Origin of the sequence: Cetobacterium sp. NK01 (genome assembly GCF_024506395.1) — a bacterium.
Taxonomy (GTDB): Bacteria; Fusobacteriota; Fusobacteriia; order Fusobacteriales; family Fusobacteriaceae; genus Cetobacterium_A; species Cetobacterium_A somerae_A.
The window spans coordinates 1775524-1789610 of sequence record NZ_JANIBO010000001.1 but is presented as its reverse complement, the minus strand read 5'-3'; the positions used below and the strand labels follow the sequence as shown (position 1 = coordinate 1789610).

The following is a 14087-nucleotide window of genomic DNA, read 5'->3' as shown; positions in this document are numbered from 1 at the left end:
TTAATTTATCTCCTTACTTTAAATTAAATTTATTCTCTTTTCCTTCCATAAGTCTTTGAATATTTGCTTTATGTTTATATATTACAAACACTCCAACAAGTAAAGATATGAAAACTAAAGGCATTCTTGTTTCTGCATCTCTCACTGGCATAAAATATGCTAAAATTGGAAGTAATGCAGCACATACAACTGATCCTAAAGATATATATTTACTTATTCCTACAACTAATATAAACACTAAAACTAAAATTCCAACTACTTTTGGCATTAGAAAAAGAAAAACACCTAAACTTGTTGCCACACCCTTTCCACCTTTAAACTGTAAAAAGAATGAAAAAGTATGACCCAATATAGCTACCAATCCTAATACTATAATATATATTCCATCTATACCAAATGAACTAGCTATATAAAGTGGAATGTATCCTTTTAAAGCATCTAGTATAAGAACCATTATACCATACTTTGGTCCTAAAATTCTATATGCATTTGTTGCTCCTGAATTTTTACTTCCGTGCTCTCTTATATCTATATTTTTAGTTCCTTTCCCTAACCATACCCCACAAGGTAATGAACCAAATATATATGCTATTATTGCAAATATTAAAAACTTCAACATAAAGTCCTCCTATTTTTTAATTAATCTTCCAACTACCTCTATATGACTTGTTTGAGGAAACATATCGACTGGCTTTACTCTAACTAATTTATATCCCTCTTTTTCTAAGATTTCAATATCCCTTGCAAAAGTTGAAGGATTACAAGAGATATAAACTATCTCCTTTATTCCAACTTTAGATATATTTAGTAGACTTTCTTCATCGATACCTTTTCTTGGAGGATCTAATATTATTGAATCTACAGCTTCTAATTTTATCAATTTCCCTAACTCTTTATTTACATCCCCACATATAAATTCTACATTTTTAATTTCATTTTCTTTTGCAGTTTGAATTCCATCTTTTACTGCTGATTCTACTATCTCAATAGAATAAACTTTTTTAGCTTTCTTAGATAGTATCATTCCTATTGTTCCTGTTCCTGCATATGCATCTACAACTTTTTTATTTTCAATATTTTCAAACATACTTATAGCTAACTCATATAATCTTTTAGTCTGTTCTACGTTTATTTGAAAAAATGAAGTTGGAGATATATTAAAATGTATTCCAGATATATCCTCTTTTATTGTTTTTTCTCCATAGATAAGTATATTTTTATTTCCAATAGCTACATTTGTTTTTCTATCATTTAAAGATACATAAACAGATTTGATCTCTTTAACTTTATCCATTACTTCTTTTAAAATTTCTTTTATATTTTCAGAAATTGATTTATCATTTATTATCAATACTAACATAGCCTCATTGAAAGAGTTTGTTCTAACCATTACATGTCTTAATAATCCTATATGCTTTTTCTCATCATAGACTTTTATATTTTTTCTATTTAAAATATTTTTTAATTCCTCTATTATTCTATTACCTAGAACTGAATTTAACATATTATCTTCAACTTGAAATACGTCATGACTTTTTCTTTTAAAAAATCCAGTTATAATCTCTTTCCCTTTTAAAGAAAATGGTTCTATTACTTTATTTCTATAATTTTTTTCAATAGGAGATTCCAATGTATCTTCAATTAATACCTCTGTATTTTTCCCTATTCTTCTAACTACATCCTCTACCATCTCTTTTTTATATTTCAATTGAGCACTATAGTCTAACATTCCAAAATCACACCCTTGAAAATCTTCAAAAGTAATGTAATTTAAATCCTTTATTCTTTCTTCTCCTGGTGAAAGAATCTCTTTTATTAAAGCTCTTCCATAACTCTTTTTTAAAGATATTATTTCTACTTTTAAAAGATCTCCTGGAACTGACATAGGTACAAACATAGCAAATTCATTGTTATAATAACCTAAGCCCTCTCCGCCATAAACTATTTTGTCTATTTTTATTTCAATTATTTGTCCTTTTTCTAACTTCATTACACTCTCCTATTTCTTTACAAAGAGCTATCTTCTATCTTAAAGAAATTAATTTTATCAGATATAACCATATTTTTCTTTTTATTCATCTCTTGCTCTATCTTTCTTAAATCCATCAACAAATCATATTCATATATTCTTTTACTTCTTTCTTTTTCTAGCTCTCTAACTTCTCTTTCAAGTTTTAGATTACTTTTTTCTAAATATGATATCGTTCTTATAAGGTACCCATAAAATGACCAGATCAAAATTATACCAACAAGTGTTAATAAAACTTTCCTTCTTCTCATTAGGTCCTCCTTTTATTTTTTATAATTTTTCAATAACTCTTAGTTTTGCTGAGTGCGCTCTATTATTAAACTTTAGTTCATCTTGTCCTGAAGTAATTGGTTTTCTATTAACTAATTTTCCTTTTGGCACCTCATTACAAACACATATTGGAATTTCTTTAGGACATTTACATCCTGTACACAAATCTCTAAACATATTTTTAACAATTCTATCCTCTAAAGAATGGAATGTTATTATTGCTAAACGTCCACCTTTTTCTAAACTATTAAATGATTTTGTTATAGCATTTTTCAAAACTTCTAACTCTCTATTCACTTCTATTCTAATAGCTTGGAAAACCTTTTTAGCTGGGTGTTTTTCACTTCTAGGTGGATATGCTTTTCGTATTATATCTACAAGCTCTCCTGTTGTTTCAATAGGCTTTTCTTCTCTTCTTTGGCATATTAATCTTGCTACTTTTCTAGCAAATCTATCTTCGCCATATTCAAAGAAAATTCTTGTTAATTCTCCCTCTTCGTAGTCATTTACTACTTCATATGCTGAAAGATCTGCATCTCTATTCATTCTCATATCTAATTTTGTATCATATCTATATGAGAACCCTCTTTCTGGATCGTCTAATTGTGTTGAAGATACTCCTATATCCATAAGAATACCTGTTACTTTATCTACTCCGGCCATATATAAAACAGTCTCTATATTTTCAAAGTTATTTTTAAAAACAGACCATTTTTTCCCATATTTTTCTAATCTTTTTTTAGCAAATTCAATAGCTTGATCATCTTGGTCTATTGATATTAACTTTCCATTTTCTCCTAGTTCTTTTAGTATTCCCTCTGAGTGTCCTCCTCCTCCTAGGGTACAGTCTACATATACTCCATCCTTATCAGTTATTAAATTTTCTAATGTCTCATAATATAAAACTGGTATGTGGTATTCACTTTCTATTTCGTGCATTTTGTTCCTCCTACAAAAAATAGAGAAGCCATTGGCCTCTCTATTCTATTATAATAAATAAAAAATAATATATCTTAGAATCTTCAAAGCAAAATAAGCCAATACTGGTGATAAATCTATTCTAACATTTCCCATTGGTATTAAAGTTCTAAATGGTTTTAAAATTGGCTCTGTTAAAGCATATACAAGATTTGTAAAATCATTTCTTGAATACGGTGCTAACCAAGAGATTACTATTCTTATCAATATAAGTATATTCATAATTTCAAAAGCTAAATTTATAATTCTGTAAATTAATCCCATATTTTCTCCTTATTTTTCGCCTAAAAAATAGTGCTTTGCTTTTACTGAGTATTCCCAACCAGACCAAATTGTTAAAACAACTGGGATTAACGTCATATAATAATATATATTTTTATACATCGTTTCTTTTTCAGGCATATTTCCTAATCCAAAGAATAACATAATCATAATAACAATCATCTGAGTAGTTGTTTTGTATTTTCCTAAAATACCAGCAGGAATCACCTCTCCTTTTGCTGCCGCTATTGTTCTTATTCCGCTGATCAAAAATTCTCTAGCAATAACTACAATAGACATCCATGACGGGATATAATCTAACTTTACAAATATTACTAATGCTGATATCACTAGTATTTTATCTGCTAAAGGATCCATTATTTTACCTAAATCAGTTATTAAATTATATTTTCTTGCTATATATCCATCTAACCAATCTGTCAATGATGCAAACATAAATATACCAAATGCGATCATTCTATATAAAGTATGATGTGTAGGTCCAGCCGATTCTTGTAAAAAATATATAAAAGGTATTGCTAATATTAATCTAATTGCTGTAAGTTTATTTGGCAAATTCAAGATTGATTCCTCCTTATTTTAAGACTATTCGTTTTCTACAATTGCTCCAATATAGTCATATTCAAAATTTTGTTCTATTTTAACTTTTACGATTTCACCTTGTTTTGCTGTCCCATCATTTGTTAGAACTTTTCCATCTATGTCTAAAGCTTGTCCTCTTGTTCTTCCTTCTAACATAAATTCACTTTCTGAAGAGATTCCATCTATCATAACCTCTACAACTTTACCTATCATTGCTCTATTTTTTATCTCTGCAACTTCAGCTTGTAAATTAGTTAATTCTGCCCATCTTTTTTCTTTTATCTCTTCTGGAACTTGATTATCTAGATCATGAGCTACAGTCCCCTCTTCTCTTGAGTACTTAAATACTCCCACATAATCAAATTTAAACTCTTTTACAAAATCTTTTAATTCTTCAAAATCCTCTTCTGTTTCTCCTGGGAATCCCACAATAACTGTAGTTCTAATTGTTGCTTCAGGAATCTCAGTTCTTATCTTATTTAAAATAGATTTTATATGATCTCCTGATTTTGCTCTAGCCATATTTTGTAAAATATTTCCTGAAATATGTTGAATTGGAATATCAAAGTATTTACAAATTTTTGGCTCATTTTTTATTACTTCTACCAATTCATCAGTTAATGAATTTGGGAACATGTAATACGATCTAATCCATTCAATACCTTCAACTTTAACTAGCTCTTTTAATAAATCAGGTAAAGCTTTTTTCTTATACAGATCTATTCCATACTCTGTAGTTTCTTGAGCTAATAAATTGATCTCTCTTACTCCATTTGCCGCTAAAGCTTTTGCTTCTTCAACAATATCTTCTATTGTTCTACTTCTTAAGTTTCCTCTAAGTTGAGGTATTATGCAATATGTACATCTTCTATTACATCCCTCTGCTATTTTTAAATATGCTGTATGAGGATTTGTTGTTAAAATTCTTTCTGTTCCTGAGTTTGCTAAGAATTCAAATGTTTCACATCTTACAATTTTTTCATCTTCTAAAATTGTATCTACAATTTCCTCTATTTTATGTATTTCTCCAGTTCCTACTACAGCATCAATTTCTGGAATCTCTGCTATTAGTTCATCTGCATATCTTTGAGCTAAACATCCTGCAACTATTATTTTTTTTACATTTCCACTATTCTTTTTTTCAGCTACTTCTAATATTGCTTGGATTGATTCTTCTTTCGCATCTCCTATAAATCCACATGTATTGATTAAAACAACATCTGCATCTTCTAAATCATTTGTTATTTCAAATCCTTTTCTAGCTACCATAAGCCCAATTAAGTGCTCACTGTCAACTAAGTTCTTACTACAACCTAAACTTATTAAACCTAATTTCATTTTTTACCATCCTTAAAATTAATGTTACTATACGGAAAAATAACACAGAGGTTGAAGTCCTCTGTGTTATCCCCCTTAAATTAAAAAATTATTCAGCTGCCATTTCCTGTAATAATTTTTTTCTACTTAAACTGATTTTTCCATTTTCTGTAGAAATTACTTTTACTTCGAATGTGTCTCCAACTTTTAACACGTCTTCAACATTAGCTACTCTCTCTAAAGAGATTTCAGAAACATGTAGAAGTCCTTCTTTTCCAGGTAAAATTTCCATGAAAGCTCCAAATTTAGCTATATTTACAACTCTACCTAAATATACCTCTCCAACTTCAACATCTTTAACATATCCATTAACTAACTTTATAGTCTCATCTAAAACATCTAAACCTTTACAGAAAATAGATACTCTTCCATCGTCTTCAATGTCAATAGTTGCTCCTGTAGTTTCTATAATACCTTTTATATTTTTTCCACCAGGTCCTATAAGAACAGCAATTTTATCCTTTGGAATTACCATTTGGTGAATTCTTGGAACTGTTGGTGCCAATTCATTAGTATTTGATATAGTACTATTCATTAAATTTAATATTTCTAATCTTGCAGTTAAAGCTTGGCTTAATGCAATTCTCATTATATCTTCAGATATTCCTGCTATTTTCATATCCATTTGTAAAGCTGTTATTCCACTTTTTGTTCCAGCTACTTTAAAGTCCATATCTCCTAAATGATCTTCTAGACCCATTATATCTGTTAAAACAACATAATCATCATCTTTTTTTATTAATCCCATTGCTATTCCAGCTACATGCTCTTTTATTGGTACTCCTGCATGCATTAAAGCTAATGATCCTCCACAAATTGAAGCTTGAGATGATGATCCATTAGATTCTGTAATTTCAGAAACTAATCTTACTGTATATGGGAAATCCTCTACTGATGGCATAACATAACTTAAAGCTCTTTCAGCTAATGATCCATGTCCTAACTCTCTTCTACCTGGAGCTCCCATTCTTCCTGTTTCTCCTACTGAATACGGCGGGAAGTTATAGTGTAAATAAAACTTTTTGAAATATTCTTCATCTAGTCCATCTATTAACTGTTCATCCTCTTTTGTTCCTAATGTAGCTACAACTAAGGCTTGTGTTTCTCCTCTTGTAAATAAAGCTGATCCGTGAACAATTGGTAATACGTTAACTTCTGCAGCTAGATCTCTTATTTCAGTTGTTGCTCTTCCATCTACTCTATGTTTATTGTATAAAATAGCATCTCTTACTAATTCTTTCATTAAATCATGGTAGTATTTAGCAAACTCTGCAACTACCTCTGATGGAACTTCTTCCTCAGCAAAATTTGTTGTTACAAACTCTTCAAATAATGTTTCCTCTAATTGATCTACAGCATCTTGTCTTGCTTGTTTTCCAGTTGTTAAAACAGCCTCTTTTAATTTAGTTGTTCCATTTTGATCAATGAAATTCTTAACAATTGGCATAACTTCTGGTGCTTGGAATTCAATTTTTGCTTTTCCTACTAAAGCTTGGAATTCTTTTTGGAATGCACATAATTTCTTTATATTTTCGTGAGCAAACATAATTGCTTTTAACATTGTTTCTTCGTCAACTTCTCTTGCTCCAGCCTCTACCATGTTTATTGCATCCATGCTTCCAGCTACTGTTAAATCTAAATCACTTATTTTTAATTGCTCAGGAGTTGGATTTAAGATGAACTCTCCATCTATCATACCTACTACTACTCCTGCTACTGGTCCCATAAATGGAATATCAGATACTGTTAAAGCTACTGAAGATCCAACAATTCCCATAAAATCTGGAGTTGATTCTCCATCATAAGAAAGTGTTGTATTAACAATATGAACATCATAATGGAACCCTTCTGGGAACATAGGTCTTATTGGTCTATCTATTAATCTTGCTATTAAAGTTGCATTTGTTGATGGTCTAGCTTCTCTTTTATTGAAACCACCAGGGAACTTTCCAGCTGAGTAATATTTCTCAACATAATCTACTGTTAAAGGAAAGAAATCTATTCCTTCTCTTGGATTTTTACTTCTATTTACTGTACTTAATAAAATAGTATCACCATATTGAACCATAACGGCACCATTTGATTGTCTAGCTATCTTTCCAGTTTTTAACGTTAATTGTCTTCCACCTATTTCTAAGCTTAAACTTACTTCATTAAACATTAAGTCTCCTCCTTTTAAATTGGTAGAGGATAAATATAGCAAATAATAAGGAACTAAAACTAAATTCTTTTAGCTTTAATCTCTTACTACTTACCTTATATTTATCCTCTATATTCTTACATTAAAGTATATCATTTTTACATATAAAAATCAAAATATATTTATTCTACATTCATATTATGAATTAAACCCAAAGCAATACCCATAGTTACCATTGCACTTCCTCCATAACTAAAAAATGGCATTGGTAAACCAAAAACAGGTAACAAACCTATAGCGACAAATATATTTATAATTACTTGAGTTATTATTTGCGCTCCCATTCCAATTGCTAAATATTTTCCAAAATAATTTTTACATTCTCTTCCAGTAACCATTATAAAATGATAAAGAGCAAAAAATAATGCCACTACGACAAACATTCCAACAATTCCAAATTCCTCTCCAAAGGTAGCCATTATAAAATCTGTATGAATCTCTGGAAGATAACTATATTTTTGAACACCGTTAGCGTATCCTTTTCCAAATAAACCACCACTTCCAAAGGCATAAACTGATTGCTTAACTTGATAACCATAATCATCTGAATAGTTTCCAAAAAATAAACCATCAATGTAACTTTTTATTCTCATTATTTTATATGAGGCTCCTTCTTCAGTTGCATATTTATATACTGCTGCTAGGCCGCCTACTCCTAATATTCCTCCTAAACAACTAACTCTTAATATCCATTTACTTTTTAATTTACTCATAAATATCATAAATAACCAAATTGCTAAATAATGGATAGCTGTTCCCATATCTTTTTGAGCTAAAATTAATACACCATAAACTGATAAGTAAATTAGTGCATTAATAATGGTTACACCTTCACTTAAATCGTTATCCTCTGCTCTTGCTAAACAATTTGCCATATTTATGACAAAAGCACATTTTAATATCTCAGCAGGCTGTATAGAAACTGGTCCTAAGTTTATCCATCCATAAGCTCCATTTATTTTAGGAATAAATGGTAATCCTATTTTTCCTCCTATATACATTCCTAAAAGAATAAATATACTAATTAAAAATATAGCTCCATTTACTTTACGATTACTCAAAACTTTATAATTTAATTTTAATTTCTTTATTTTTCCGGCATTTCCAATAAAAAGATATATAACAAAAAATACTATTATATACAAAAAATGTTTTCTTATATTTTCAGGTTTCATATAAAAAGCTGCACTTACCATGTTTATAGAACTTAAAACCATCAGTATAACTATTACAAAAAATAACGAAAAACGTCTTTGTCTAAGTTTATTTATTCTATTTTTAATTTTTTGTTGTTGATTTTTTAAGTTTTCTTGAAAAAATTGTCCAGTTGTATTTTCCATTTGAATTCTCCCCTTAAATTCTTTTTACAAAAAATAAAAAAATGGCGCTTCTTGCTGGGCTCGAACCAGCGACAACACGATTAACAGTCGTGCGCTCTACCAACTGAGCTAAAGAAGCACTTTTTTAAGATTGGCAACTTCCTATCCTCCCAGAGGGCTGCCCCCCAAGTACTTTCAGCGTTTATGGGCTTAACTTCCAGGTTCGAAATGTTACTGGGTGTACCTCCATAGCTATCGTTGCCAATCAATATTTATTTGTGTGAACTATGAATTCTCCATAGTCGTGACTTTGTCACTACTTGGATCATTCAAAACTATATAGTAGTATATTAAGGTTAAAACTTCGATATATTAGTATTGGTCAGCTAAAAGTCTCACAACTCTTACACCCCCAACCTATCAACCTCCTAGTCTCGAAGGTATCTTAAAGAGTACTTATCTTGAAGTCAGTTTCCCGCTTAGATGCTTTCAGCGGTTATCTGTTCCAAACGTGACTACCCAGCTGTGCCACTGGCGTGACAACTGGTACATCAGAGGTTTGTCCATCCCGGTCCTCTCGTACTAAGGACAGATCTTCTCAATACTCTAACGCCTACAGTGGATAGGGACCGAACTGTCTCACGACGTTCTGAACCCAGCTCACGTACCGCTTTAATGGGCGAACAGCCCAACCCTTGGGACCTTCTCCAGCCCCAGGATGCGATGAGCCGACATCGAGGTGCCAAACTCTACCGTCGATATGGACTCTCGGGTAGAATCAGCCTGTTATCCCCAGGGTAGCTTTTATCCGTTGAGCGACGACCCTTCCATTCGGAATCGCCGGATCACTATGTCCTGCTTTCGCACCTGCTCGACCCGTCAGTCTCGCAGTTAAGCTCTCTTATGCCATTGCACTCTACGGTTGATTTCCATCCAACCTGAGAGAACCTTTGAACGCCTCCGTTACTCTTTCGGAGGCGACCGCCCCAGTCAAACTGCCCACCTAGCACTGTCTTCGAGGGTACAAACCTCAAATTAGAATTCCGACATAGTATGGTTGGTATTCCACCAGTGACTCCGCGTAATCTAGCGACCACACATCTTAGTCTCCCAACTATCCTATACATACGATGCCAAAACCCAATACCAAGCTACAGTAAAGCTCCATGGGGTCTTTCCGTCCTACTGCAGGTAACCGGTATCTTCACCGGTAATACAATTTCACCAGGCCTCCCGTCAAGACAGCTCTCAGATCGTTACACCATTCGTGCAGGTCGGAACTTACCCGACAAGGAATTTCGCTACCTTAGGACCGTTATAGTTACGGCCGCCGTTCACCGGGGCTTCAATTCGGAGCTCTCACTCCTCCTCTTAACCTTCCGGCACTGGGCAGGTGTCAGCCCATATACGTCGCCTTACAGCTTAGCATAGACCTGTGTTTTTGTTAAACAGTCGCCTGAGACTCTTCACTGCGGCCTCTCATAGCTTTGCGTCGCGTGTACGCTCACCATAAAAGGCACCCCTTCTCCCGAAGTTACGGGGCTATTTTGCAGAGTTCCTTAACGAGAGTTAGCCTGTCCGCCTTAGATTTCTCATCCTGACCACCTGTGTCGGTTTGGGGTACGGGCACTAATATCTTTATAACGCTTAGAAGCTTTTCTCGGCAGTGTGGTATTTGCACCTTCCATCTTACGACTCCTCATCACACCTCACGTTTAGTCTAGCGGATTTTCCTACTAGACCACGCTACATGCTTGAACTGGCACTTCCGTTCGCCAGCGTGCATAACCTCCTGCGTCCCTCCATCACTTGATATCAGTGGCACAGAAATATTAATCTGTTTTCCATTCGCCTACGCAATCTAGCCTCGGCTTAGGACCCGGCTTACCCAGGGGAGACAAACTTTACCCTGGAACCCTTGGTCTTCCGGCGTGGGGGATTCTCGCCCCCATTCTCGCTACTTATTCCTGCATTCTCACTTCTGATACCTCCAGAGTCTCTTGTCGATTCTCCTTCAACGGCCTACAGAACGCTCTCCTACCAGTCGCTTACGCAACTCCACAGCTTCGGTTTATAACTTAGCCCCGTTACATTGTCGGCGCAGAGACTCTCGACCAGTGAGCTATTACGCACTCTTTAAAGGTATGGCTGCTTCTAAGCCAACCTCCTGGTTGTTTGTGAATCTCCACCTCCTTTCCCACTTAGTTATAATTAGGGACCTTAGCTGGTGGTCTGGGTTGTTTCCCTTTTGACCATGGAAGTTAATTCCCATAGTCTCACTCCTGAGCTCTAGAATTATGGTATTCGGAGTTTGATTGACTTCGGTAAGCAATATGCCCCCTAGGTCATTCAGTGCTCTACCCCCATAATTGAACACTCAAGGCTGCACCTAAATGCATTTCGGAGAGAACGAGCTATCTCCTGGTTCGATTGGCTTTTCACCCCTAAACCTACCTCATCTCCCAACTTTTCAACGGCGGTGAGTTCGGGCCTCCACTGTGTCTTACCACAGCTTCACCCTGGACAGGCTTAGATCACCAGGTTTCGCGTCTACGCCCAGCGACTATGTCGCCCTATTCAGACTCGGTTTCCCTTCGGCTCCGTTAAACTTAACCTTGCCACTGAACGTAACTCGCAGGATCATTCTCCAAAAGGCACGCCATCACCCCAAAGGGCTCTGACCGCTTGTAAGCACACGATTTCAGGTTCTATTTCACTCCCCTCCCGGGGTTCTTTTCACCTTTCCCTCACGGTACTATGCGCTATCGGTAAGTAAGAGTATTTAGCCTTACGAGATATGGTCCTCGCAGATTCACACAGAATTCCTCGTGTTCCGTGCTACTTGGGAGAGATCATACATTTGATACGGTTTACCTGTACGAGGCTTTCACTCTCTACGGCAGGCCTTTCCAGACCTTTCCAGTTCGGCGTATCAATATGTCGAATCTTGCAGTTCTTCAGACGATCTTCCCGCTACCCCGTAGATGCAACGGCTGCATCCTTGGCACATCTACGGTTTGGGCTCACCCCCGTTCGCTCGCCGCTACTTAGGGGATCGTTTTTACTTTCTTTTCCTCGGGTTACTTAGATGTTTCAGTTCACCCGGTTCCCTCTTTCGTGCTAAGACTCCATCTTAGCAGATTTCTCCATTCGGAAATCTTGGCATCACAGTTCGATTGCAACTCCACCAAGCTTATCGCAGCTTACCACGTCCTTCATCGGCTCTTACTTCCTAGGCATCCTTCGTGTGCCCTTAATATTTTAACCTTGTAATATAATTCATATTATTTAGACAGACTAACTACTCAATTTAAGATTGACTTAAAAATGAATTGTTAGTTAATTTAGAATATTTTCTCAATATCTACTATATAGTTTCCAATGTCCAAGTTTGATAGTAAAGAACACTATCAATCGAATAGAGAAAAAGTTAGTCTCCTTAGAAAGGAGGTGATCCATCCGCACGTTCCCGTACGGATACCTTGTTACGACTTCACCCCAATCGCTAATCACACCTTAGGAACATCCCTCCTTACGGTTAGGCCTGCTACTTCAGGTGCAACCAACTCTCGTGGTGTGACGGGCGGTGTGTACAAGACCCGAGAACGTATTCACCGCAACATGCTGATTTGCGATTACTAGCGATTCCAACTTCATGTACTCGAGTTGCAGAGTACAATCCGAACTAAGAACAGCTTTAAGAGATTAGCTCACCCTCGCGGGTTGGCAACTCTCTGTACTGCCCATTGTAGCACGTGTGTAGCCCAGCGTATAAGGGGCATGATGACTTGACGTCATCCCCACCTTCCTCCTGCTCATCGCAGGCAGTATCGCATGAGTGCTCAACTTAATGGTAGCAACATACAATAGGGGTTGCGCTCGTTGCGGGACTTAACCCAACATCTCACGACACGAGCTGACGACAGCCATGCACCACCTGTCACTAAGTTCCGGCAAGCCGGCACGAATCTATCTCTAGAAACTTCTTAGGATGTCAAACGCTGGTAAGGTTTCTCGCGTTGCGTCGAATTAAACCACATGCTCCACCGCTTGTGCGGGTCCCCGTCAATTCCTTTGAGTTTCACACTTGCGTGCGTACTCCCCAGGCGGATCACTTATCGCGTTAGCTTGGGCGCTGAGGTTCGACCCCCAACACCTAGTGATCATCGTTTACGGCGTGGACTACCAGGGTATCTAATCCTGTTTGCTCCCCACGCTTTCGCGCTTCAGCGTCAGTATCTGTCCAGTGAGCTGACTTCTCCATCGGCATTCCTACAAATATCTACGAATTTCACCTCTACACTTGTAGTTCCGCCCACCTCTCCAGTACTCTAGAAAAACAGTTTCCAACGCAATACGGAGTTGAGCCCCGCATTTTAACATCAGACTTATTTTTCCGCCTAGACGCGCTTTACGCCCAATAAATCCGGATAACGCTTGCGACATACGTATTACCGCGGCTGCTGGCACGTATTTAGCCGTCGCTTCTTCTGTTGGTACCGTCACTTTCTTCTTCCCAACTGAAAGCACTTTACAATCCGAAGACCTTCATCGTGCACACAGAATTGCTGGATCAGGCTTGTGGCCCATTGTCCAATATTCCCCACTGCTGCCTCCCGTAGGAGTAAGGGCCGTGTCTCAGTCCCCTTGTGGCCGTTCACCCTCTCAGGCCGGCTATCCATCGTCGCCTTGGTGGGCCGTTACCCCACCAACTAGCTAATGGAACGCAAGGCTCTCTCTTGGCGCATATAGCTTTCATAAGTTTCCCATGCGAGAATCTCATAATATCCGGTATTAGCTGTCGTTTCCAACAGTTGTCCCAGACCAAGAGGCAAGTTCCTTACGCGTTACTCACCCGTCCGCCATCCTCGTTACCCGAAGGTAACTTGAATCGACTTGCATGTGTTAAGCATTCTGTCAGCGTTCATCCTGAGCCAGGATCAAACTCTTCATTCAAATATATTTAAAGTCCTAAGACTTACGTTTACACCATTTATTGGTTTGCCATTTCTGGCATTTGTTATTTTCATAACTTCTGACTATTTTCTCT

General features: G+C 36.1%; 9 protein-coding genes, 1 tRNA gene and 3 rRNA genes. All 13 read right to left on the bottom strand.

The window, feature by feature from the left end; genetic code table 11:
- Positions 1-13: 13 nt before the first annotated feature.
- The 13 genes from plsY to NON08_RS08590 all read right to left on the bottom strand — a co-directional run bounded on the left by plsY (position 14) and on the right by NON08_RS08590 (position 13993).
- The gene (gene plsY / locus NON08_RS08650; RefSeq protein WP_413774046.1) at positions 14-616 is read right to left on the bottom strand and encodes a glycerol-3-phosphate 1-O-acyltransferase PlsY; all 603 of its coding nucleotides are present in this window, start codon (positions 614-616) and stop codon (positions 14-16) included.
- Between the two features lie 12 nt (positions 617-628).
- Positions 629-1990: a 23S rRNA (uracil(1939)-C(5))-methyltransferase RlmD gene (gene rlmD / locus NON08_RS08645; protein ID WP_256691063.1), complete on the bottom strand. Its 1362-nt coding sequence runs from the start codon at positions 1988-1990 to the stop codon at positions 629-631.
- Between the two features lie 17 nt (positions 1991-2007).
- The gene (locus NON08_RS08640; RefSeq protein ID WP_256691061.1) at positions 2008-2280 is read right to left on the bottom strand and encodes a hypothetical protein; all 273 of its coding nucleotides are present in this window, start codon (positions 2278-2280) and stop codon (positions 2008-2010) included.
- A gap of 19 nt (positions 2281-2299) precedes the next feature.
- Complete coding sequence (gene rsmH, locus NON08_RS08635; protein ID WP_256691060.1) at positions 2300-3238, bottom strand: 16S rRNA (cytosine(1402)-N(4))-methyltransferase RsmH; 939 nt, start codon at positions 3236-3238, stop codon at positions 2300-2302.
- A gap of 48 nt (positions 3239-3286) precedes the next feature.
- Positions 3287-3541: a YggT family protein gene (locus tag NON08_RS08630; RefSeq protein WP_023049560.1), complete on the bottom strand. Its 255-nt coding sequence runs from the start codon at positions 3539-3541 to the stop codon at positions 3287-3289.
- Positions 3542-3550: 9 nt separating this feature from the next.
- The gene (gene pgsA, locus NON08_RS08625) at positions 3551-4120 is read right to left on the bottom strand and encodes a CDP-diacylglycerol--glycerol-3-phosphate 3-phosphatidyltransferase (protein ID WP_256691059.1); all 570 of its coding nucleotides are present in this window, start codon (positions 4118-4120) and stop codon (positions 3551-3553) included.
- Positions 4121-4144: 24 nt separating this feature from the next.
- Positions 4145-5479: a 30S ribosomal protein S12 methylthiotransferase RimO gene (gene rimO, locus NON08_RS08620; RefSeq protein WP_256691058.1), complete on the bottom strand. Its 1335-nt coding sequence runs from the start codon at positions 5477-5479 to the stop codon at positions 4145-4147.
- Positions 5480-5567: 88 nt separating this feature from the next.
- Entirely contained in the window at positions 5568-7679 is a 2112-nt protein-coding gene (gene pnp, locus NON08_RS08615; protein WP_256691057.1) for a polyribonucleotide nucleotidyltransferase, read from the bottom strand.
- 161 nt (positions 7680-7840) lie between these two features.
- Complete coding sequence (locus NON08_RS08610; protein WP_256691056.1) at positions 7841-9058, bottom strand: FtsW/RodA/SpoVE family cell cycle protein; 1218 nt, start codon at positions 9056-9058, stop codon at positions 7841-7843.
- Between the two features lie 42 nt (positions 9059-9100).
- Positions 9101-9176 (bottom strand) — tRNA-Asn (locus NON08_RS08605).
- A 10-nt stretch (positions 9177-9186) separates the two neighbouring features.
- Positions 9187-9303 (bottom strand): 5S ribosomal RNA (gene rrf / locus NON08_RS08600).
- 86 nt (positions 9304-9389) lie between these two features.
- Positions 9390-12304: ribosomal RNA gene (locus NON08_RS08595) — 23S ribosomal RNA — on the bottom strand.
- Between the two features lie 176 nt (positions 12305-12480).
- A 16S ribosomal RNA gene (locus NON08_RS08590) occupies positions 12481-13993 on the bottom strand.
- Together the 16S, 23S and 5S rRNA genes with 1 tRNA gene alongside form the textbook arrangement of a ribosomal RNA operon.
- Positions 13994-14087: the final 94 nt, after the last annotated feature.